The organism is Cytobacillus oceanisediminis 2691 (genome assembly GCF_000294775.2).
Lineage (GTDB): Bacteria > Bacillota > Bacilli > Bacillales > Cytobacillaceae > Cytobacillus > Cytobacillus pseudoceanisediminis.
The window spans coordinates 1552903-1573369 of sequence record NZ_CP015506.1; the positions used below are offsets into that span (position 1 = coordinate 1552903).

The following is a 20467-nucleotide window of genomic DNA, read 5'->3' on the forward strand; positions in this document are numbered from 1 at the left end:
TAAATGATCGAACGAAAAACAGTTCAAAACCGGCGGTACATGACGGGGTTTGAACTTGAACATACGGACAAAGCTGTAAGTATAGGCGAGGGGTCACTCGACTCCTTCGCCCTCCCTTCGGTGGAGTTCGACTTGTACTATGATAGTACAATGCCCGTCCTTCACGACTTGTACATCGTTGAGGGCGAAGAAGGCTATGACTACCGGCTATTGGTGACGTACCTAGGAGGAGACACGATTGCATACTACGACCAGGACAGTAAGCTATTTCACCGATTGATGACCGTGCAGACGACCCCAGACGGCGCCTACCGAGGAGAATATGTATTCCTTGAGCCGAGGGAGATTGAGGTGATTGACGATGGTAAAGTTGAATCCAATAGTGAAACGACCTGACCCGGTGGAACCTAAGCCAGAGAACCTACAGGAAAGGGTTAATGAGTTAGAAACGAAAATTGCCGAATTAGAGGCGAGACTAAATGAAGGAGGTAAAATGAATGGATCCGAACAAGCTGCCAATTGACATGGATTTAATTGTCGACACCTTAACATCAAGAATTGCAAAGCTTGAGAGAGAGAATGCTGTATTGCTCGCTCAACAAGACGCTTTAATAAAGATAATAGAAGAAAAAAAAGAAGCCTAATGAAATAGGCTTTTTATTTTGCCTTCAAGGGGGGAAAGTGAGTGTCACAGGAGGCGACAGCAGTGAATGAATATGAAAAAGAAATGGCTGAAATGAAAGGCGAAATAAAGTCCCTTGAGGTAAGGGTTAATAAACTGGAAAGAACTTCAGATCGTCATGATCAACAGATTATATCCATAAATGAGAAGTTAAATAAGATCGATGAAAACACCACTTGGATAAAGCGGACAATTACTGGAGCAATCGTTACTGCGATGTGCACGGGGATTATTGGTGGAAGTATAGCGATTATATTCACAGTTTTTAAAGGAGGAAGTTAAGATGATTAATTGGAAAATACGATTTAAGAATCCTGTTTTTCTTGCACAGCTGTTTCTAGCATTTTTTGCACCAATACTAGGATACTATGGCTTAACCGCACAGGACCTCACTACTTGGGGTTCTGTTTTTAATTTACTGGTCGGAGCTTTTTCAAATCCATATGCTTTATTGCTGATAGTGGTGAGCGTGTGGAATGCCTTAAATGATCCCACAACAAGAGGAATAGAGGATAGTCAACAAGCAAAACGTTATCAATGGCCAAAATAAGCTACCCTCCGAGGGTGGCTTTTCTTGTTTTATGGAAAAGAAAACCCTAGGCTAGGCCTAGGGTTCAGAAAAGCTTTCAGCGTGGTATTAAAAAAACTCTTCCGTGATGCTAGAATATTTTTGGTTCGCCAACCAACATATCAGCATACGGAGGAGTTTTTATGTCAAAAGACACTAATAGTTTAGCACACACAACATGGAATTGTAAGTATCACATTGTATTTGCGCCGAAGTAGAAGGCAAGTCATTTATGGAAAGATCAAAAAAGATATCGGAGAAATACTTCGCACTCTCTGTGAAAGAAAAGGTGTAGAGATAATAGAGGCAACAGCGTGTAAAGACCATGTACATATGCTCGTTAGTATTCCACCCAAAATAAGTGTATCTGCATTTGTAGGATATTTAAAAGGAAAAAGTAGCTTAATGATTTTCGATCGTCATGCCAACTTGAAATATAGATATGGGAACCGAAAATTCTGGTGTACTGGTTATTATGTAGATACGGTAGGGAGAAACAAGAAGGTAATTGAAGAATATATACGCAATCAAATACAGGATGATATAGTCGCAGAGCAATTAAGTATGATGGAATATATTGACCCATTTACAGGTGAAGAGGTGCAGAAAAAGAAACGGAAATAAATAGAAGGCCTTTGAGGTCTGGCCAGTAAAAGTAGTACATTTGGCGAACCTTTCAGAGGCCCTTTAGGGTCTGGTCAGCAACAAAGGCTTTCAGCCGCAGAGAAAACCACGCGTTCTCACGCGTGGTTTTTATTTTTTTGAAAGGGGGGATTCTCATGTGAAAGGAAGGACAGCAGTACAAGCAATTAATAGATTTTGTGAATAAAAATATTAGTAGAGGTGATTAAATATGGTCAAACTTTTTATTGATCCAGGTCACGGCGGCACGGATCCAGGTGCAGTAGGAAATGGTCTTCAGGAAAAGAATTTAACACTTCAAATCGCAACACGTATTAAAGACATTCTGACCCTGGAATATGATAATGTTTCAATCCGCATGAGCCGAACTGGTGACCAAACGGTATCTTTATCTGAGCGCACAAATGCAGCCAATGCATGGGGAGCTGATTTCTTTTTGTCGGTCCACATTAATGCAGGCGGGGGAACAGGATATGAAGACTATGTTTATCCAGGAGTTGGAGCACCTACGACCACATATCAAAACAATATCCATGCTGTGGTAATTAAGCTCGTTGATTTTTATGATCGCGGTAAAAAGCAGGCAAACTTCCATGTTCTAAGGGAAACCAATATGCCAGCTTTATTAACTGAAAATGGGTTTATCGATAATGCTAATGATGCAGCTAAGTTAAAATCAGCCACTTTTATCGAAAATCTTGCCCGCGGTCATGTCAATGGAATTGTAAGAAGCTTTAATCTTCCTAAGAAGAACTCAGCAGTTTATCACACTGTTGTGTCTGGTGATACTGTTTATTCACTGAGCAGAACTTACGGAAGCACTATGAAACAAATTAAAGATTGGAACAACCTTGATGATAATTACACCATTTATGTAGGACAAGTACTTCGAGTGAAGTAATGTATAAAGCCCTTCTCAATCGAGAGGGGCTTCTTAATCAAATGGAAATTTTGATAAAAGGAATTCATAATACATTGAAGCTTTTAGATTGGGAACAATATTATACAAGTTCATTCAAAGGAAGTGAGTCTTTTGAGATTTTCTAAAACAACAGGCAACATTACATATTTAGGATATTCTGCGATAATTTTAACAACAATATATACCATCATTATTACAGTTTTAGGTCTTAAAACCATGCAGATGGTAAAGTGCATTTATGAAACTCAAAAAAGGAATAAATAGGATAAGTATTTGATACATGAGGTGATTTTGTGGAAGAGAATAAATTAAAACTCACATCTTCCGAGATAGGTACACTATGGGGAGAATATGTGAATGGTACATTGGTAGACGTGGTAAATCGATATATGGTCACTATTATTGACGATGAAACAATAAAAAACATTTTTGAGGATGCTATTAATACATTTGAAAAACAGAAGAATCAAGTCGTAACCTTTTTGGAGAAAGAGGGGTTCCCAATACCAATAGGATTTACTGAATCTGACCTCTATAAAGGCAAACAAAGATTGTTCACGGATATTTTTTGCTTGAATTATTTACATATCATGACGTTACATGGATTGCTAGGACACAGCACTGCATTAGGTGTTTCCGTTAGAAAAGACTTAAGGGACTTTTATGATTCTTGTGATACCGATGCAAAAATAATGTATCATCGAACAATTGAGTTATTGCTTGAGAAAGGAAACTTCCAAAGAGATCCTTTGTTTTATCCTGCTAAAAACCCTGAATATGTAACAAGCCAAGATTTTACTGATGGATATTTCGGAAAGGGCAGAAAATTAGCCTCTACAGAAATCATTAGCATTTCATTAAATCTTAAAAAAAGCATTATGGCTAAAACCCTTTCTATCGCTTTCAGTCAAGTTGCTCAATCGAAAGATGTTAGGAAGTTTTTAACCGATTCAGAGAAAACAGCTGATGCCCAAATAAAAACATTTTCAAAGATCATGCAAGGAGATAATTTACCCGTTCCGAAATCTTGGGAAACAGAAGTGACAACTTCAACGGATTCTCCTTTCTCCGATAAGCTAATGCTGTATCACATAGGATTCCTATATCAAGCTTCTCAAAACTACCATGGGGCAGGACTAGCTTCGGCTATGCGAACAGACCTTGTAACTACTTATGAAGCCACAATTCTCAAAAATCTCATGGTTACAAAGAAATGGTTTGATCTTATGGTTAAGAATAAATGGTTAGAACAGCCGCCACTTGCTCCAAATAGAAGTGAATTAGCAAAAGAAGTATAAATATAAAGGCCCTTCTCAATCGAGAGGGGCGTTAATTTCAGTGCCTTATAACATGATTAAATTGGCTAAACCACTTTTGGTTCCTCATGACAACAGCCTCAAATTTCCCTCTATCTTCAATCTCACCCGGTGGCAGATAATTACAATCTGCATGTATGATCCCTTTAAAGGTACCATTCATTACTACATCTACACCCACCTTAAATTCTTCAATACAAACATGGCAATGCGGATTAATGTTATTTTTGGTTTTCAATTTTATCCCTCCCTTCAGCTAAACAATTCAGCTAACAGGAGAAAAGTCCTTGTGTCTAATTTGTGAAAAATTTCAAATAATATCAATGTTTTAACCCAAGTTTCAATGTTGCGTATAAATTCTTCCCAGAAACAAAAACTAAAAGAAATGATTAAAGGGTAGGTCACAAATGAAAAGCAAAAATGACTTCATAGATTATCAGGAAATAAGAACCGTGCTTAATGACTCGCCAGATTTGATGTGTAGAAAAATGGAATTGGGAAGGCAAACTATTCAAATCGTTTTTATGAAGAATTTAATTAATCAGGAAGTCCTAAATGAATATGTTATTAAATACATGCAAACAATTCCAGAAAAACACTTAAATTACACTTATTTGGTTAATAACATACCAATTGAGGAAATAAAAACTGAAAACGAAAAGAATGAGATCATCTCATCTCTTTTAAAAGGATTTTCTTATATTTATTTCTTAAATGAGAAAAAAGGTTTTATGGTAAATTGCAATAATACTCTTGAAAGATCAATTGAGAAGGCAGAAACAGAATCATTAGTATATGGACCTAAGATATCCTTTACAGAGTCATTATCATCAAATATCAAGATTATCAGGCAAAACCTTAATGATTATAATTTGTGTACTGATAGCTTAACAATTGGGGAACGTGTTAAGAAGGAAGTAAGAATCGTATATATAAAAGATATAGCAAATGATGAAACACTAAATAACCTTAAAGAAAGATTAGAAAAAATAAAACCAGATAATATTAATGACAGTTCAGTTTTAGCGCAATGCCTAGAAGACGATCACTATACATTTTTTCCGCAGCTTCTATTAACAGAATTACCCGATCGATTTATTTACTCGATTTTGAACGGAAGAATTGGTGTATTTATGGATGGCAGTCCAGTAGCTATTATTGGGCCAGCTAACTTTTTTTCGTTCTTTGAATCAACAGAAGATATCTATTTAAGATGGTCGCTAAGTACATTTATACGATTTACTCGAATTTTTGCTATGATAGTATCTTTATTTTTAACTGCATTCTATGTAGCTACAATGACCAATCATTTTGAACTGATACCTTCTAAATTGTTGATTATAATAGGACAATCGCGCTCACAAGTTCCTTTTCCACCTTTATTAGAAGCTCTTTTACTTGAATTATTAATTGAATTACTAAGAGAAGCTGGTGCACGACTCCCTTCTAAAGTAGGTCAAACAATGGGGATTGTTGGAGGAATTGTTGTAGGCCAAGCTACAGTTGAGGCAGGATTAACAAGTAATATTTTAATTATTATAGTTGCCTTCAGTGCACTAGGGGCTTTTCTGGCTCCTATTTATGAAATGGGTACTGCGATTCGGATAGCAAGATTTCCATGTATTATTTTGGCTGGTTTATGGGGTTTGAATGGGATTATGATTAGTGTTTGTATACTAATGGTTCATTTGTTAAAGCTTACGTCTTTAAATAAGCCCTATCTTGCGCCATTATATCCGTTCAGAAAGGAGGATTTAAAATACTTTCTATTTCGGCTCCCCCACCATTTTTATACCAAACGCCCTGTAGTCAATCGCCCAAAAGATACAATTCGAATAAGGGAGAGGTAATAAAAAGTTCAAATTCACATGAAATTTGAGGTGGAAAATGAAGTCAAATACCATTGTCAATGCCTTTATGGCCTTTTTTATTATACACACATCTCAATTTGGTATGGGTATCCTTGGAGCTCCAAGAATCGTGTACTTAGAATCTAAGAAAGATGCCTGGATTTCGGTTTTACTGTCTGGTATAGCAATTAGCTTTATAACTTGGATAATGATATCCATACTTAAACAGAATGAAAATCGTACGCTATTTGAAATACATGAAAATTTATTTGGACGTATGTTTGGCAGCATCATTAATGTCGTAATTGTCGTTTACTTTATGGCAGTTCATTATTCAATCACCATAAGTTATGTTGAACTATCACTTACGTGGGGTTATGAAGGTCTCTATGAATGGGTCGGTGTCCTGTCATTAGTTTTGATAACAATTTATGGTGTGTCTGGCGGATTCAGAGTTGTTGCTGGTATTTGTTTTTTATCTTTTATTATTGTCATATGGATGTTATTCGTATTGTATCAACCTCTTCAAAGTTTAAATCTCGATAGAATATTACCCATTTTATCGACTAGGCCGACTGAAATTATGAATGGAGTCTACAAAAGTAGCTATACAATGTTGGGCTTCGAGGCGTTACTTTTTCTTTTTCCATTTTTCAAGGAGAAAAAAAAGGTCCACTTATACAGTCAACTGGCAATATGGTTTACAACATTTCTTGTTTTAATCATTACCATTTTCTCTATATTGTTTTTTAGCTCAAAAGAATTAGAGTTAAATATCTGGCCATTTGTCAGCATTATCAGTACTATGCGTTTTCCGTTTATTGAGCGCTTTGAATTTATAGTAGTTTCAATATGGATAATCGTAATTTTTCCTAACTTGTGTATATCGTTATTTTTATCTTCCAATGGTGTTAAACAGATTTTTCGCATAAAGCAGAAATATGGAATATGGATAATTTCAATTATCATTTTTATCTGCAGTTTTTTTATCACCAAAAGAGTTGATAATGATTATTTTATAGATAAAGTTGCTCAAATTGGATTTTATTTATGGTTTGTATACCCTGTAGTTTTATATGGCATCATTACCATTAAATCAAAAATCGTTGGTCGTTCATAAGGGGAGTTGAAATAATGAAATTAAGATTCTTTATTTTGGTTTGTACCCTTATCTGTACTTCATGTGTCCCTCCAAGCAAAATAATCGAGATGCAGGGTATTTCAACTATTCTTGGTTTTGACTTACTGGATGATGAGACTTACAAAGGCACAATAAGTCTTTTGCAATTTGACGGTTCACAGGGAAAGACAAGTACTACCATTTCTGCTGAGGGTTCTACCAGTAAAGAAATTCGACAAAGGCTGGAGCAGCAAACAAGCCATGACATTTCCTCTGGACAATTAAGAACCATCTTATTTGATAAAAAAATGGCTGAGGAAGGGATATTTTCATTTCTTGATACGATGCTAAGAGACACCAGCATAAATCCCCTCATATTCTTAGCGATCACAGACAAATCGGAGGAAACGATAAATAGTAAAGAATATGAAGAGTTTCCTGAAATGGGTTCCTATATGTATCAGTTACTGGACAAACATGAGAAAAAAGAAATGTTAATAAACTCTAACTTGCATGACTTTGTTTCCGCATTATATGAGAGTGGCATTGATCCTACGCTGCCTATTATAAAAAATATTAAAGGTGAAGCACCTTTTATAGAAGCAGTAGCATTATTCAGGGATGATAAAATGGTTGGTTCTATTTCTTTAATCAAAACCTTCTACATAAAATTATTCACTAACAAAAATGCTTTCTTAGGGGATTTAACCTTAACGATACCTTCTGATAAATTAGAGAAAACTGGAGTACTTATCTCTGAGAATGCAGAAAATGAAAAGTATAAAATTACCTTACACCCTATCAATTATCACGGGAAAATTGAGGTAGTTAATAATGAAATAGTAAACTTAAACGCGTCTATTTCAGTTTCAATATTAGAAACTCAGCCATCCGCTTCCATAATTGATAAAGAATCAACAAGAAAATTAGAGCGCTTGATTGGTGAAGAACTTAAAAATGAATTCGAGAAAATTCTTGAGGAATTAAAAATCTTAGAAACAGATCCCATAGGAATTGGAAGAAAAATAAAAAGTTTAAGGAAATATTCTCATTTAAGCAATGGAGAATTAAGTGAGAAGTATTCTGCACTAAAGATAAAGCCAAATATAACTGTAGAAATTAAGCGGCCTGGAGCAGTTAATTAGGAAAAAATTTCGTTACGACCCCAAATCGACCCCAAACTTGGAATTCAAAGGTTTATGACTACTCAAATTGAATAAAATAAAAAAAGCAAAACCCTTGATATAAAAGGGTTTTGCGCTTTTCTTTTGTAGCGTCCCAGGCGAGATTCGAACTCACGACCTACAGCTTAGGAGGTAGTCTATTATCATTTTCATTGTGCAAATTTTTTCTCTTTTATAGGGTTGTTGACGAATTGTTGACGAAAACAGTCAACAATGTCCGATATTAAACTCACAGGAACATATTTCATTCCTACGGAAGCCTTGATATATAAGGTATTTTCCATATTCACCTTATTCCTTCCATATCTGTTTGCCACTTTGACAGGGTAGAGGTCGCTGGTTCGAACCCAGTCGGAATCATACTTAAAGTGTCTGGCTGCCGATAGCCAGGCACTTTTTTTGTTTACAGGGGGTTGCTTTTAAAGTGGGAACCCCTGCAATGTTTTAACGAAACAGTGATAGGGAATCGTTAAAATATAAAAATTCACAAAATAATTTTTATTAAAAATCTATGCTATAATTTCATTGTGAAATTACAAGAGTTAGGGGATATTTCTATGTTGAAAGATCTGTTTATCGGCCTTTCCCAAAACGAATTTCTGAATAGCGCTGCAAAGAAATATGGGTTGAAATTGGGAGCGCAGAGTGTAGTTGCGGGAACAAATTTAGATGAAGCAATTCAAAGCATAAAAGAGCTTAACGCTCATGGCATCTCTTGTACTGTGGATAACCTCGGGGAATTTGTATATAAAAAAGAAGAGGCGGCAGAAGCGAAGAAACAAATAATTGAAGTGATAGAAGCCATTCATGAAAATCAGGTGGATGCACATATATCTTTAAAGCCTTCCCAATTAGGCCTGGATATCGACTTCTCTTTCTGTCTTGAAAATGTTAGGGAGATAGTAGAGAGAGCAAGCCATTATGGTATTTTTGTGAATATGGATATGGAAGACTCTAAGCGTTTGCAGCCTTCCTTTGATATACTGGATGAATTATCTAAAGAATATAATAACATAGGTACAGTTATTCAAGCCTATTTCCTGAGTGCTGAAGAAGATTTAATGAAATATAAGGATTTCCGCTTGCGAATTGTAAAAGGGGCTTATAAGGAGCCTGAGGAAATTGCTTATCAGGACAAAAGTGACATCGATGCTAACTTTATAAAATTAATAGAATGGCATTTGCTGAATGGCAAATTTACATCTATTGCAACACATGACCATAAAGTAATTAATCATATAAAAGATTTTGTAAGGGCTAACAATATCCCTAAAGAGAAATTTGAATTTCAAATGCTTTATGGCTTCCGCAAGGATATGCAGCTGAAGCTTGCTGGTGAAGGCTATAATTTCTGTACCTATGTACCTTTTGGGAATGACTGGTACGGCTACTTCATGAGGCGTCTGGCTGAAAGGCCGCAGAATTTAAACCTTGTTGCCAAGCAGGTATTTACTAAGAAAACCAATACTGTGATTGGTGTGGCTGCAGGAGCTTTCCTATTAGGCAGATTGACAAAGAAACGGAAGAAATAATACTGCGAAAGTCTCCCTGTTTTATTTAAGCAGGGAGGCTATTTTGTCTTAAAAGGGTACGGTATACCGGCTATAAAACTTGTGATAAAGGAAATGAAAGAGCTGTATGCTTGTAATGAAATCTACATATCAGTCATCAAGGAGAATGAGCCAGGTATTCGTGTTTATGAGAAAGTTGGTTTCGAACCAACAGGTGAGCTCTTTCAGGCCTTCCATCCTGAGCCCATCTACAAGCTAAAAGTGTAAAAAGAGTCCCTGACAGAGTTGTCAGGGACTTTTGCCTATATTTCAATTTCAACGCCATAATGATCTGAAATGATGGGTTTGTGTATGCCGTTAAAAATAACCCGAGAATATTTCGGCTGTATAGGCTGAGCCGAAAGAATTAAATCAATCCGCATATCATGTTTATTGTTCTCCCAGCCGGCAATCTTTCCTCTAACAGTAACACCAGAATCCTTCCTGGAAGCTAATTCATAAGTGTCGTAGAGCCCATTGCCTGTCAGAAAGTCATAACCTTCATTGCGGACATAAGCGGAGCTGTTGAAATCTCCCATTAAAATGGCGGATTCATCCTTTGGGACTTTTGAAAGTAGAGATTCAACCTGGAATCTATAGGACTCTTCTTGATCGTGCCACCAGCCGAGATGACAAGAATAGAAGGAGATAGGCTTATCTTGATGAAGTAATTTAATACCAACTATTTTCCGTGTCTTCCAGTGTTTCTGGTCTCGGTTTTTTGTAATGAAAAATGATTGATCTTCTTTTATTTCATGCCTTGTTATGATTGCAAGACCTTCTTCATATATATCGTAGCCAATATGTGAAAAATCCCATTTAAAAACGTAATCTTTCACACCAATTTTTCTCAATTCTTCAATTAACAACAGTGCATAATTATCTTCTCTGATATGGCCGTCTATCAAAGGGGCTTTGATATGCTGGCTGACTTCCTGCAGAGCGATGACATCATAGAGGTTCTCTTTAATTGCCTCAGCAAGAATTTTTATTTTTTCCAGCTGCTGATCCTCCTGCCATGAGTGGCAGTTTAGAGTTAATAATTTCATTGTTAAGCTCCCAGCAAGTCCTGTATATCAGATTTAAGGACATCTGCTTTGGGCCCATAAATTGCCTGAACGCCTTTGTCTTTAACGATAAGACCTAAAGCTCCATTCCTCTTCCAGTCCTGTTCACCAGCAACTGATGAAGTGTCCTTTACTGTGACACGCAAGCGGGTCATGCAGGCATCAACATCTTCAATATTTTCTTTTCCGCCTAATAATTCAATTAACACTGGGGCTAGTGAATTCTTCTTGACTGAAGTATCCGATGATGCAGCGGTATTTTCTTCTTCAATATAGTTTCCATTACGTCCTGGTGTAGGGAAGTTGAATTTTCGGATCATAAAATTGGCAACACCAAAGTTTAACCCGAAGAATATTAGACAGGCAATTACAAAGTTTACAAGATCCAGCCATAAGCCAGCTTTTAAAATCATTGGTGTTCTTGTAATCAATTCAATGGTGCCGAAAGAATGGACACGGATATTTATAATATCAACAATTGCAAAGGCCAGACCTGTCATAACTGCATACACGATATAAAGAAGAGGAGCAGCAAACATGAACATAAATTCGATTGGTTCAGTTACTCCAGTCAGGAATACTGCCAAACCAGCAGATAAGAACATCGATTTGTATTTCTTCTTTTTTTCATGATCTACATTGCGGTACATTGCAAGCGCAATTCCCAGCAGGGCAGCAGCGGATAGAATCATTTGGCCTACTTTGAAACGGGCAGGAGTAACATCATTCAGCAGCTGCTTGTAGCTTTCTGTATCTCCTGCAGTCAAAAAGTTATTTAGGTCAGCAATCCATGCAAGCCATAGCGGATCTTGTCCAGCCACCGTTGAACCTGCATTAGAGCCTGTCAGGATTTTGTAAGTTCCGCCAAGCTCCGTGTAATTAATTGGGACAGTCAGCATATGATGCAATCCAAATGGAAGAAGCAATCGTTCCAGTGCACCAAAAACAAATGGAGCAATAACAGGCGCCGTATTTCGTGATGTAGCAATCCATTGTCCGAAATCATTTAATAATCCTTGAATAAATGGCCACACAATCGATAAGACCAACGCAGCTGCAACAGAGCCGACAATTACAGTGAAGGGAACAAAGCGCTTTCCATTGAAAAAGGAAAGTGAATTTGGCAATTTATCATAGTTATAATACTTGTTAAATAAATTGGCTCCAAGAAAACCTGAGATAATCCCGACGAATACTCCCATATTCAATGCTGGTGCGCCTAAAACAGAAGTGAAATAGTCCGGGACAATAAGGTCTTGTCCAAACAGGGATTTTACCGCGGCCTCAGGATTACCTAACATGTCGGACTTTACTCCGAATATGGCGCCTGTGATTCTATTAATCAGAATGAAAGCAATAAGAGCTGCAAACGCTCCGCCTGCACGTTCCTTAGCCCAGGAACCGCCAATTGCTACTGCGAATAAGATATGAAGATTTGTAATAATGGCCCATCCGATATCCTCCAGTACTCGTGCAATCGCTTGCACAAATGCTATGTCAGTACCCGTCATGCCAACAAGCTTTCCAAGTGAAATCATAATACCTGCAGCTGGCATTACGGCCACTACAACAAGTAATGCTTTCCCAAACTTTTGCCAGAAATCAAAAGAAAATAGTTTTTTCATCGTTCTTCTCTCCCTTATTGTATGGGCTTTCATTAAATGGTCTAAAAAAGTATTTTCATAATTTGACGAAAAAAATTTCGATATATGAATGAATTTATTCTGTGAAAGTACTATTTAGCTTTATTATTATCTTAAAATAACACGGGTAGAAAAATGATGCAACCGTTTGCGTAAAATGTTTTTTTAATCTTTTATGAATATCTAAGGAATTTCTCTTATATTTTCCCAAGTCATACATCTATAAATAAATGCCTTAGAGTTTCTTTATGGATTAAATGCATAAAAATAAATTACTTTTACTAAAAATACATTTTTCTCTTGCTAAAGAAGTATTTCATCCTTTAAAATTCTCTTAAAGAAGGATTCCCTTCATGTAAAAGAATAGATTTCTAAATAGATATTGATAAAAATAATTTTGAATAGTGGAAATTCTTCTTGTTAGAGAAGCATTTCATGCTTTATACTTTGCATAAGAAGTTTTTCCTTCACTATTCATGAGGAGCCGGCATGGATAAGAAAACAATGAGCCAGTTGATTAAAGAAAGCTATTCCTCACTCTCGCCAGGACAGAGGAAAGCTGCTGAATTTATTATGGAGCATGCTGATGAAGCTGTTCTATTAACAGCATTTCAAGTTGGGAAAAATGCAGGAGTCAGTGAGACAACGGTCATCCGTCTTGCGTATGCACTTGGGTTCAGCGGTTATTCCCAAATGCAGGATCGAATTAGAAAAGAGTGGCTTGCCGGGAAACAGATGGATTATTTTGAAGATGACTCTTCCATAGAAAATGCTGCGAAAGAGAATCTGTTTAGGAGAGTCATTGATCAGGAGAGGAAGATACTTCGGCAATTGCTTGATCAGGTTGATGAAAGGGAAATCTGGAAAGCGATTGATGCATTAATCCGTGCAGACAGGGTTTATGTTGGTGGTTTTGGCAGCTCTTTTGCCGCAGCATACTGGTTTTATTACACACTTAAACAAATAAGGGGAAATGTTTATATCTCAAGCCCTAACGGTTTTCTTTCTGAGGATGTGTGTGATTTAACAGATCAATCGGCCGTTGTCATTTTTTCTTTTCCTCGCTATCGGAAAGAAGCGTTAAAGCTTGCTTCTTTTGCTGAAAGGCAAGATTCCGGGATTATTGCCATAACAGACCGCCAGCTGTCGCCTATCGGGCAGTTGGCAGCAGTTACGCTTACTACGGATGAGCTTATGGATTCAGGACATCATTCGGCAGCTTCCGTAATTAGTTTACTGGAGGTACTGATTGCAGGTATCGATGAACGGGATCATGAAAGAATTGCAAAAAGACAGCAGGAACTGGAAATCTTATATGCTGAACAAGAGCGGTTTTTTGAGTAAGTTTGAACAGCAGGGGAGTTAATACAAGAAATAAAGGGGGCAAAATGAATGAGCAGTTTATCAAAGAAGATGATTCAGAAGGAGGAAAGGCCATCCTACACAACCGGGGACTATTTAAAGTTTTTAATTCCTTCTCTAATCGGGGTTTTACTATTTATGGTACCGATTCAAGGAGCTGATGGAATTACCATCCCCGTTGCTTATTTAGCAAATCAAATTAATGGTTTACTGGGAGATTCCATACCTTCAATTACAGTTTTGATCATGGCTCTTTCAGTAATTGGCTCACTGATAGCAGTAATTTTTAAACCGGGCTTTATCTTGGACAGTCCATATCTGAACAAATTACTGAATGTGAGCAAGTTTTGGGTGGCGGCCCGTTTATTTGGAACAGTTTTTGCTATTATTACATTATTTGAGTTCGGTTTGGAACCGATATATTCAGAGAATACGGGTGCGCTCTTAATCTATGATTTAATTCCTATACTATTTACTACATTTCTTCTGGCAGGATTATTGCTGCCGCTTCTATTAAATTTCGGTCTCCTCGAATTTTTTGGTGCATTATTGATCAAAGTTATGAGGCCAGTTTTTAAGCTGCCGGGGCGTTCTTCGCTTGATTGTCTGGCATCATGGGTAGGTGACGGGACAATTGGAGTCCTGTTAACGACAAAACAATACGAAGAAGGGTATTACACAAAGCGTGAGGCAGCAGTGGTGGCAACAACCTTCTCAGTTGTTTCCATTACTTTTACAATTGTAATTATTCAATATTTAAACTTAGAGCAATACTTCATTCATTATTATTTAACGATTATTCTGGCTGGTCTGGTGGCAGCTATAGTAATGCCTCGGATACCGCCTTTATCAAGGAAAGCGGATACAGCTTATGAAGGGACAGAGCTCAAGGCGGAAACGAATATCCCTACACACACTACACCTGTTAAATGGGGATTAAATAATGCTATTAAGAAAGCGCGTACAAATAATAGTGCAGCCGCTGTTGTAAAAGAAGGTGTTGAAAATGTTTTGGACATGTGGATGGGAGTACTGCCAATTGTTATGGCGATTGGAACGGTTGCCTTGGTAATAGCTGAATTTACCCCTGCATTTACTATTCTTGGCAAGCCGTTTGAACCGATCCTGGCCCTGATGCAAATTCCGGAGGCAGCTGAAGCAGCCCAGACAATGGTGGTTGGATTTGCAGATATGTTCCTTCCAGCTGTCATCGGCAGCGGCATTGAAAGTGAAATGACAAGATTTATTATTGCCTGTGTCTCTGTAACACAGCTGGTATATATGTCTGAAATGGGCGGCCTGCTATTAGGTTCAAATCTGCCTGTCAGCATTAAGGATTTAATTCTAATTTTCCTTCTGCGTACTATTATAACACTGCCAATTGTAGCAGTTGTGGCTCATATTATTTTTTAGAAACTTTATAGCATTCATAAAAGGCAGCATATAGACCGGAAAATCTTTGGGTATGCAAGGAAGGGGAAGGTTATGAGGCAAGAAGCATTAACATCACTGGTAATTAAAAACCTTCACACAGTTAAGGAGCTTGAAGCTGTATACGAACTTGAAACCCGCATATGGAGTGTGGAAGAAGCGGTGCCGGTTAATCATACGGTGGCAACGGTTAAAAATGGCGGGTTTGTGTTAGGTGCTTTCCTTGAAGAGGAACTGATTGGATTTCAATACAGCTTTCCTGGCTTTGACGGCACAAAGGTATATCTTTGCTCTCACAGCCTTGGGGTTCACGAGGAGTACCGGGCGTTCGGGATTGGAGAAAAGCTGAAACATGCTCAAAAAAAGACAGCGCTTGAGAAAGGCTATGATCTCATTTCGTGGACATATGACCCGCTTGAAACGGTTAATGCCAATCTCAATCTGCATAAACTCGGTGCGGTATGCACTCAATATATTGAAAATGCTTATGGTGAAATGTCAGACCATATGAATGCAGGCATACCATCAGACCGATTTGTAGTGGAGTGGCGAATTAAAGGGGAATGTCCTGAACGTCAATGGTCTGAAGAGGTTCTGCCGATGGCATTGGAAACAGGTATGGCGGATGGCTTTTATTTTCCTGATAATACACAGTTGTTTCATGAAAATGAAAAAATTCTTATCCCGGTTCCGGGGAATTTTCAAGATATAAAAAAGCGGGATTTTGAATTGGCTTTGAAATGGAGGGAGAGCACGAAAGAAGTATTCGTTCATTATCTCAGCAAAGGCTGGATTGTAACGGATCTGATAAGGGACATAACCGCGGAAAACCAATACTTATATCTCTTGGAAAAAGAAAAGGGATACTGCTAGGAGAATGGGAAGATGGACATTAAAAGCATCGTTTTAAGGCACGTCAAAATGGAGCTGCTGAATCCATTTACAACAAGTGTCGGAACGGAAGTGGATAAGGACTTTATTCTGGTAGAAGTAAAATCAAAAAGCGGCGAGTCAGGCTGGGCTGAATCGGTTTCCATTATGGAGCCGATATACAATGAAGAAACAGTTAAAACAAATTGGCATATAATGAGTGATCATTTAATACCGATCCTTTTTGCATCAGAAATCCGGCACCCTGATGATGTTTCAGAGGCATTCAGGCCTATCAGGGGAAACTTTAATGCCAAAGCAGCGCTAGAGGGTGCTGTCTGGGACCTTTATGCCCGGGAGAAGGGGATTTCTCTCGCAAAAGCTTTAGGCGGAGTAAAGGAAAAAATAGAAGTGGGCGTAAGTGTGGGCATACAGGAGTCGGAAGTAAAGATGCTCAAGCAAATTGAAGGTTATGTAAATGAAGGTTACCGGCGGATTAAGGTGAAAATCAAGCCCGGCTGGGATGTGCATATTTTAAAATCCATTCGTGCCCAATTTCCTGAAATACAGCTTATGGCTGATGCCAATTGCGCCTATACACTTAATGATATTGATCATCTTCAAAGGATGGAGGAGTTTAATCTTATGATGATTGAACAGCCTTTAGATCATGATGATATTATCGACCATGCCAAGCTTCAAAGTCATCTGAAAACGCCAATTTGCCTTGATGAAAGTATACATACCTTTGAGGATGCAAGAAAAGCGATTGAGCTTGGAAGCTGCAGAATCATAAATCTTAAAATCGGCCGTGTTGGAGGACTGACAGAGTCCAGAAGAATTCACGACCTTTGCGAAGATCATAACATTCCGATGTGGTGTGGCGGAATGCTTGAAGCTGGAATAGGCCGTGCGCACAATATTGCCATTACTTCGCTGTCCAATTTTACGCTTCCTGGAGATACAGCGCCATCATCTCACTACTGGAAGGAAGATATCATCGATCCTGAAGTCACTATGGAAGATGGATTTATATTCGTGCCTGAAAGGCCTGGAATAGGCTATGAACCTAATCGTTCTAAACTAGAGGATGTCACCCTTTATAGCCGTACTTATTCAAAATAAATGACATGCATAGCTGCGCCAGGGGGAACTCTGGCGTTTTTTTTTTTTTTTTCTTATGTTGAAAATTGCATTAGGGCCCGCTTAAATTTGTGATTCATATCACTGAAAGTTTGTCCTGCTTTTGATAAACTGATTGCAAAATTGTAAATGCTGCAAAATAAGGGGTGTGTGCTTTGAAGGTAAAGCGGCTGGCATTTTTAACAATTGTCCTTACCTATTTTCTGATTGTATTCGGCGGGTATGTGGCATCTTCGGAGTCAGGCATGGGATGCGGGCCGGAATGGCCTTTATGCAATGGTCTGGTAATCCCGATATTAGAAGGAGATACCTTAATTGAATATGCTCACAGGGTTATCGGTGCAGCACTTGGAATAATGACGGCAATGTTGTATTTTAGTATTCAAAAATCAAATCCGGTGCGTGAACTTGATAAAGTTTCTAAGGTACTGATGCTGCTTTTAATAATTCAAATTTTACTGGGGGCTGCTGTGGTTTGGATGGATTTGCCTGCTGTAGTTGTCTCTGTTCACCTAATCGTGTCTATGCTTTTCCTGGCCGCACTGATCTGGATCTGGCGAAATGCTGATGAACAGCGATCACTTGCTGTATTCGGAAAAGATAATAGTTTGCAAAATAAATTTAACGGATTGCTGATTGTGACGCTTCTTACTTTATTCCTTGGTGCTTATATTAAGCATGAATCATTCGGATTGTCATGCGGATGGCTTGAATGTGCAAATGGTTTTATGCCTGTATCTATTCCTGCAATGGTCCAGACCGGACATAGGATTCTGGCTGGAGTTGTGGCATTTTACATATTTATTCTTACGTATCTTTCATTTAAAAATAAATGGGAGGCTGGGTTGCAGAATCGGCTCATGGCTGCCTCCTTGCTTGTTTTAATCCAAATCATTATCGGAATTCTTACCATTATAAGTTACATTGAAATATCCTGGGCCGTTATCCATCTTGCTTTTGGGACAGTGTTATTTGCAATTGTTTTTGAGGCAGGAGTTTTTGTATCACGATTAAGTAGGGTGATTACTCCAGGGAAAATAATCCGTTATCAGAAGTATTTTGGTTAAATTAAGAATGAATAACAACCACCCAAAAAAAGGCAGTCAAGTGACGTGCCTTTTTTGTGTGAGACTTTTTATTTTTGCAGATCTTTTTTTGTCATTTCGCTTCTGATATCTGCCTCTCTTGAGAATTCCGTATCCTGTTTTTGGTTTTTAGGATATTTGTTTTTTCTTTCGCGGTTATCATTTTTGTTGGTCATAAGTATGCCTCCGTTCGGTAATTAAGCTTTTGAGTGAAACCATTTTTTTATTAACCGGCCCATGGGCAGGGCCGGTTAAGTCCAGCAAAAAAACATCCTCTACTGATTTTGCTGGTTTTTAAGCTGCTGTTCTGCCATTGCGACAAGGCGCTTTGTCATCTCCCCGCCGACAGAACCGTTTGCTCGTGCGGTCGTATCAGCACCAAGCTGAACTCCAAACTCATTGGCGATTTCCTGTTTCATTTGATCCAATACATTTCCTGCACCGGGTACCAATAGTTTGTTTCTTGCCATGATACATCACTCCCCACGATTATTTGAGCAAATTAATGCTCGTTTTTAACTTATCCGATTAATGAAAAACAGATGCAACTATAAAATTGCCAATCATTATAATCTGATAATAAAATTCATGTCAGATTATATAACACAAAAATTATAAATTTTCTAAAAACAGATTGACTTCTATAAAATTTAGAGTAAAATAAGGATTAAATTAAATGATGTTAGATAATATAACATTAAATTTATATTAATTCTTACATCAAAAAAATAACAGGGAGGAATGACAATTGGATGCCACATTTTTAATGAACAGTCTGTGGGTTATGCTGGGAGCAATTTTAGTCATTTTTATGCTTGGCGGTTTTATTATGCTGGAAGCAGGTTCTACCAGGATGAAAAATGCGGGGCATATTGCAGGAAAAACGATCTTTACCTTTGGTCTATCATCATTAGTGTTTTGGGCAGTGGGCTTTGGCTTCATATTTGGCGGTAACGCAAATATCCTGGTCGGGCTTACCAATTTCTTTTACTCAGGTGCTGAACTTGAGGGAATGGGCTTATCATCTTCGGTATTCTTCGTATTCCAGCTGGCATTTGCCGGTATTGCCATCACGATTGCACTCGGCGGATTTGCTGAACGTGCAAAACTATCCGTTTACCTCATTTTCACCGTATTATTTTCCGCAATTGTATATCCTGTTGTTGCCCATTGGATTTGGGGAGGGGGCTGGCTTGCAGAACACGGCAAGCAGGACTTTGCCGGTTCAACAGTTGTTCACTTAACAGGTGCTATGGCAGCCTTGGCCGCTACTATTTTACTTAAGCCCCGAATTGGAAAGTTTAACAAGGACGGTTCGGCTAACAATATCTATGGTCATAACCAAGTATATACAGCCTTGGGTGTGCTGATCCTGTGGGTTGGCTGGTTCGGTTTTAACGCTGGGAGTACATTGACTGTTGACGATGGGTTCTTTGGATTTGTAGCTCTTAATACAAATCTTGCTGCGGGAGCAGGCGCAGTATCAGCACTGATTATTTCCTGGGTGGTTATGGGGAAATCCGATGTGCCGACAATGCTTAATGGTGCTCTTGCGGGCTTGGTCGCTATTACAGCTTCCTGTGCATTTGTGGATACTTGGGCGGCTGTTGTCATAGGGTTTGTAGCAGGAATACTGGTATTCTACAGTGTGCGATTCTTTGAAAAGAGGAAAATCGATGATCCCATCTTTGCCCTATCTGTTCACGGTGCAGCTGGGGTTTGGGGAACATTATCCACTGGATTCTTTGCGACACCTGAATTGGCAGCAGTCGGAAAGCCAGGATTGTTTTATGGAGGCGGTTTTGAACAGCTGGGAGTCCAGTTCATGGGTGTAGCTGTATCCGGTCTTTATGCATTTGCTGTATCCTTCATTATTTTGGCAGCTGCCAAGAAAGTATTGGGAGGACTTCGGGTAACAGAAGAAGAAGAAATTATGGGATTAGATTTAAGTGAACATGGAAGCTACGGATATCCGGAAGTCTTCATGGCTGAGGAAAACAAAAGTTTAAGCTCATAAGCAGGACTCGAGCTT

At 38.3% G+C, this 20467-nt stretch carries 22 protein-coding genes and 1 pseudogene; 18 read left to right on the forward strand and 5 right to left on the reverse strand.

All coding sequences use genetic code 11. The features are described 5' to 3' along the window. Positions 1-3 precede the first annotated feature (3 nt). From A361_RS07965 to A361_RS07990, 7 genes and pseudogenes are all read left to right on the forward strand, one after another. Positions 4-396: a hypothetical protein gene (locus A361_RS07965; protein ID WP_019381553.1), complete on the forward strand. Its 393-nt coding sequence runs from the start codon at positions 4-6 to the stop codon at positions 394-396. Between the two features lie 101 nt (positions 397-497). Then, positions 498-644: a hypothetical protein gene (locus A361_RS29850; protein WP_019381554.1), complete on the forward strand. Its 147-nt coding sequence runs from the start codon at positions 498-500 to the stop codon at positions 642-644. An 83-nt stretch (positions 645-727) separates the two neighbouring features. Further along, on the forward strand, positions 728-964 hold the full coding sequence (locus tag A361_RS07970; RefSeq protein ID WP_051005558.1) for a hemolysin XhlA family protein: 237 nt from the start codon (positions 728-730) through the stop codon (positions 962-964). Position 965: 1 nt separating this feature from the next. Further along, the gene (locus A361_RS07975) at positions 966-1232 is read left to right on the forward strand and encodes a phage holin (RefSeq protein ID WP_019381556.1); all 267 of its coding nucleotides are present in this window, start codon (positions 966-968) and stop codon (positions 1230-1232) included. Between the two features lie 161 nt (positions 1233-1393). Beyond that, a pseudogene (tnpA, locus tag A361_RS07980) lies at positions 1394-1874 on the forward strand (IS200/IS605 family transposase). A 229-nt stretch (positions 1875-2103) separates the two neighbouring features. Next, a complete protein-coding gene (locus A361_RS07985) occupies positions 2104-2793 on the forward strand; it encodes an N-acetylmuramoyl-L-alanine amidase (RefSeq protein WP_019381559.1) in 690 nt (229 codons plus the stop codon). 314 nt (positions 2794-3107) lie between these two features. Beyond that, the gene (locus tag A361_RS07990) at positions 3108-4112 is read left to right on the forward strand and encodes a DUF3231 family protein (protein WP_019381562.1); all 1005 of its coding nucleotides are present in this window, start codon (positions 3108-3110) and stop codon (positions 4110-4112) included. Between the two features lie 37 nt (positions 4113-4149). On the opposite strand, the gene A361_RS07995 is transcribed toward A361_RS07990, so the two are convergent. After that, positions 4150-4368: a hypothetical protein gene (locus tag A361_RS07995; protein ID WP_019381563.1), complete on the reverse strand. Its 219-nt coding sequence runs from the start codon at positions 4366-4368 to the stop codon at positions 4150-4152. A 169-nt stretch (positions 4369-4537) separates the two neighbouring features. Between A361_RS07995 and A361_RS08000 the strand changes: the two genes are divergently transcribed. The 5 genes from A361_RS08000 (at position 4538) to A361_RS29320 (ending at position 10062) form a co-directional block, all read left to right on the forward strand. Next, positions 4538-5980 carry a spore germination protein gene (locus A361_RS08000; protein ID WP_019381564.1) on the forward strand — a complete coding sequence of 481 codons (1443 nt, stop codon included), beginning with the start codon at positions 4538-4540 and terminating at the stop codon, positions 5978-5980. Between the two features lie 37 nt (positions 5981-6017). Further along, positions 6018-7100 (forward strand): GerAB/ArcD/ProY family transporter, encoded by a 1083-nt coding sequence (locus tag A361_RS08005; RefSeq protein ID WP_019381565.1) that lies wholly within the window; start codon positions 6018-6020, stop codon positions 7098-7100. 14 nt (positions 7101-7114) lie between these two features. Continuing rightward, entirely contained in the window at positions 7115-8245 is a 1131-nt protein-coding gene (locus tag A361_RS08010) for a Ger(x)C family spore germination protein (RefSeq protein WP_019381566.1), read from the forward strand. Positions 8246-8841: 596 nt separating this feature from the next. Further along, positions 8842-9816 (forward strand): proline dehydrogenase family protein, encoded by a 975-nt coding sequence (locus A361_RS08015; RefSeq protein WP_009331142.1) that lies wholly within the window; start codon positions 8842-8844, stop codon positions 9814-9816. A gap of 63 nt (positions 9817-9879) precedes the next feature. Further along, complete coding sequence (locus tag A361_RS29320) at positions 9880-10062, forward strand: GNAT family N-acetyltransferase (protein WP_257781379.1); 183 nt, start codon at positions 9880-9882, stop codon at positions 10060-10062. Between the two features lie 35 nt (positions 10063-10097). On the opposite strand, the gene A361_RS08020 is transcribed toward A361_RS29320, so the two are convergent. Both A361_RS08020 and A361_RS08025 read right to left on the reverse strand, forming a co-directional pair. Next, a complete protein-coding gene (locus A361_RS08020; RefSeq protein ID WP_009331139.1) occupies positions 10098-10883 on the reverse strand; it encodes an endonuclease/exonuclease/phosphatase family protein in 786 nt (261 codons plus the stop codon). 2 nt (positions 10884-10885) lie between these two features. Continuing rightward, on the reverse strand, positions 10886-12526 hold the full coding sequence (locus tag A361_RS08025) for a PTS transporter subunit IIBC (protein WP_009331138.1): 1641 nt from the start codon (positions 12524-12526) through the stop codon (positions 10886-10888). 507 nt (positions 12527-13033) lie between these two features. Here A361_RS08025 and A361_RS08030 point away from each other — a divergent pair. The 5 genes from A361_RS08030 to A361_RS08050 all read left to right on the forward strand — a co-directional run bounded on the left by A361_RS08030 (position 13034) and on the right by A361_RS08050 (position 18417). Next, positions 13034-13888: a MurR/RpiR family transcriptional regulator gene (locus tag A361_RS08030; RefSeq protein ID WP_019381569.1), complete on the forward strand. Its 855-nt coding sequence runs from the start codon at positions 13034-13036 to the stop codon at positions 13886-13888. Between the two features lie 48 nt (positions 13889-13936). Further along, positions 13937-15319 (forward strand): YjiH family protein, encoded by a 1383-nt coding sequence (locus A361_RS08035; RefSeq protein WP_019381570.1) that lies wholly within the window; start codon positions 13937-13939, stop codon positions 15317-15319. Positions 15320-15391: 72 nt separating this feature from the next. Continuing rightward, entirely contained in the window at positions 15392-16210 is an 819-nt protein-coding gene (locus A361_RS08040; RefSeq protein ID WP_019381571.1) for a GNAT family N-acetyltransferase, read from the forward strand. A gap of 12 nt (positions 16211-16222) precedes the next feature. Then, complete coding sequence (gene menC / locus A361_RS08045; RefSeq protein WP_019381572.1) at positions 16223-17332, forward strand: o-succinylbenzoate synthase; 1110 nt, start codon at positions 16223-16225, stop codon at positions 17330-17332. Between the two features lie 164 nt (positions 17333-17496). After that, positions 17497-18417: a COX15/CtaA family protein gene (locus tag A361_RS08050; RefSeq protein ID WP_236888008.1), complete on the forward strand. Its 921-nt coding sequence runs from the start codon at positions 17497-17499 to the stop codon at positions 18415-18417. A 68-nt stretch (positions 18418-18485) separates the two neighbouring features. On the opposite strand, the gene A361_RS31220 is transcribed toward A361_RS08050, so the two are convergent. Beyond that, complete coding sequence (locus A361_RS31220) at positions 18486-18611, reverse strand: hypothetical protein (protein WP_019381574.1); 126 nt, start codon at positions 18609-18611, stop codon at positions 18486-18488. Between the two features lie 99 nt (positions 18612-18710). Then, positions 18711-18905, reverse strand: coding sequence for an alpha/beta-type small acid-soluble spore protein (locus A361_RS08055; protein ID WP_009331132.1), 195 nt, complete (start codon positions 18903-18905; stop codon positions 18711-18713). 278 nt (positions 18906-19183) lie between these two features. On the opposite strand from A361_RS08055, the gene A361_RS08060 reads away from it, so the two are divergent. Then, on the forward strand, positions 19184-20452 hold the full coding sequence (locus A361_RS08060) for an ammonium transporter (RefSeq protein ID WP_019381575.1): 1269 nt from the start codon (positions 19184-19186) through the stop codon (positions 20450-20452). The last annotated feature ends 15 nt before the right edge of the window (positions 20453-20467 follow it).

Excerpts from the sequence above, each read along its gene's own strand:
- A361_RS07965 (WP_019381553.1), top strand. The coding sequence starts at position 4 with ATGATCGAACGAAAAACAGTTCAAAACCGGCGGTACATGACGGGGTTT.
- A361_RS08005 (WP_019381565.1), top strand. The coding sequence starts at position 6,018 with ATGAAGTCAAATACCATTGTCAATGCCTTTATGGCCTTTTTTATTATA.
- A361_RS31220 (WP_019381574.1), bottom strand. The coding sequence starts at position 18,611 with ATGACCAACAAAAATGATAACCGCGAAAGAAAAAACAAATATCCTAAA.
- A361_RS08015 (WP_009331142.1), top strand. The coding sequence starts at position 8,842 with ATGTTGAAAGATCTGTTTATCGGCCTTTCCCAAAACGAATTTCTGAAT.
- A361_RS08040 (WP_019381571.1), top strand. The coding sequence starts at position 15,392 with ATGAGGCAAGAAGCATTAACATCACTGGTAATTAAAAACCTTCACACA.
- A361_RS08025 (WP_009331138.1), bottom strand. The coding sequence starts at position 12,526 with ATGAAAAAACTATTTTCTTTTGATTTCTGGCAAAAGTTTGGGAAAGCA.
- A361_RS08000 (WP_019381564.1), top strand. The coding sequence starts at position 4,538 with ATGAAAAGCAAAAATGACTTCATAGATTATCAGGAAATAAGAACCGTG.
- A361_RS08010 (WP_019381566.1), top strand. The coding sequence starts at position 7,115 with ATGAAATTAAGATTCTTTATTTTGGTTTGTACCCTTATCTGTACTTCA.
- A361_RS29850 (WP_019381554.1), top strand. The coding sequence starts at position 498 with ATGGATCCGAACAAGCTGCCAATTGACATGGATTTAATTGTCGACACC.
- A361_RS07975 (WP_019381556.1), top strand. The coding sequence starts at position 966 with ATGATTAATTGGAAAATACGATTTAAGAATCCTGTTTTTCTTGCACAG.
- A361_RS07970 (WP_051005558.1), top strand. The coding sequence starts at position 728 with ATGGCTGAAATGAAAGGCGAAATAAAGTCCCTTGAGGTAAGGGTTAAT.
- A361_RS07985 (WP_019381559.1), top strand. The coding sequence starts at position 2,104 with ATGGTCAAACTTTTTATTGATCCAGGTCACGGCGGCACGGATCCAGGT.
- A361_RS08055 (WP_009331132.1), bottom strand. The coding sequence starts at position 18,905 with ATGGCAAGAAACAAACTATTGGTACCCGGTGCAGGAAATGTATTGGAT.
- A361_RS08020 (WP_009331139.1), bottom strand. The coding sequence starts at position 10,883 with ATGAAATTATTAACTCTAAACTGCCACTCATGGCAGGAGGATCAGCAG.
- A361_RS08030 (WP_019381569.1), top strand. The coding sequence starts at position 13,034 with ATGGATAAGAAAACAATGAGCCAGTTGATTAAAGAAAGCTATTCCTCA.
- menC (WP_019381572.1), top strand. The coding sequence starts at position 16,223 with ATGGACATTAAAAGCATCGTTTTAAGGCACGTCAAAATGGAGCTGCTG.
- A361_RS08035 (WP_019381570.1), top strand. The coding sequence starts at position 13,937 with ATGAGCAGTTTATCAAAGAAGATGATTCAGAAGGAGGAAAGGCCATCC.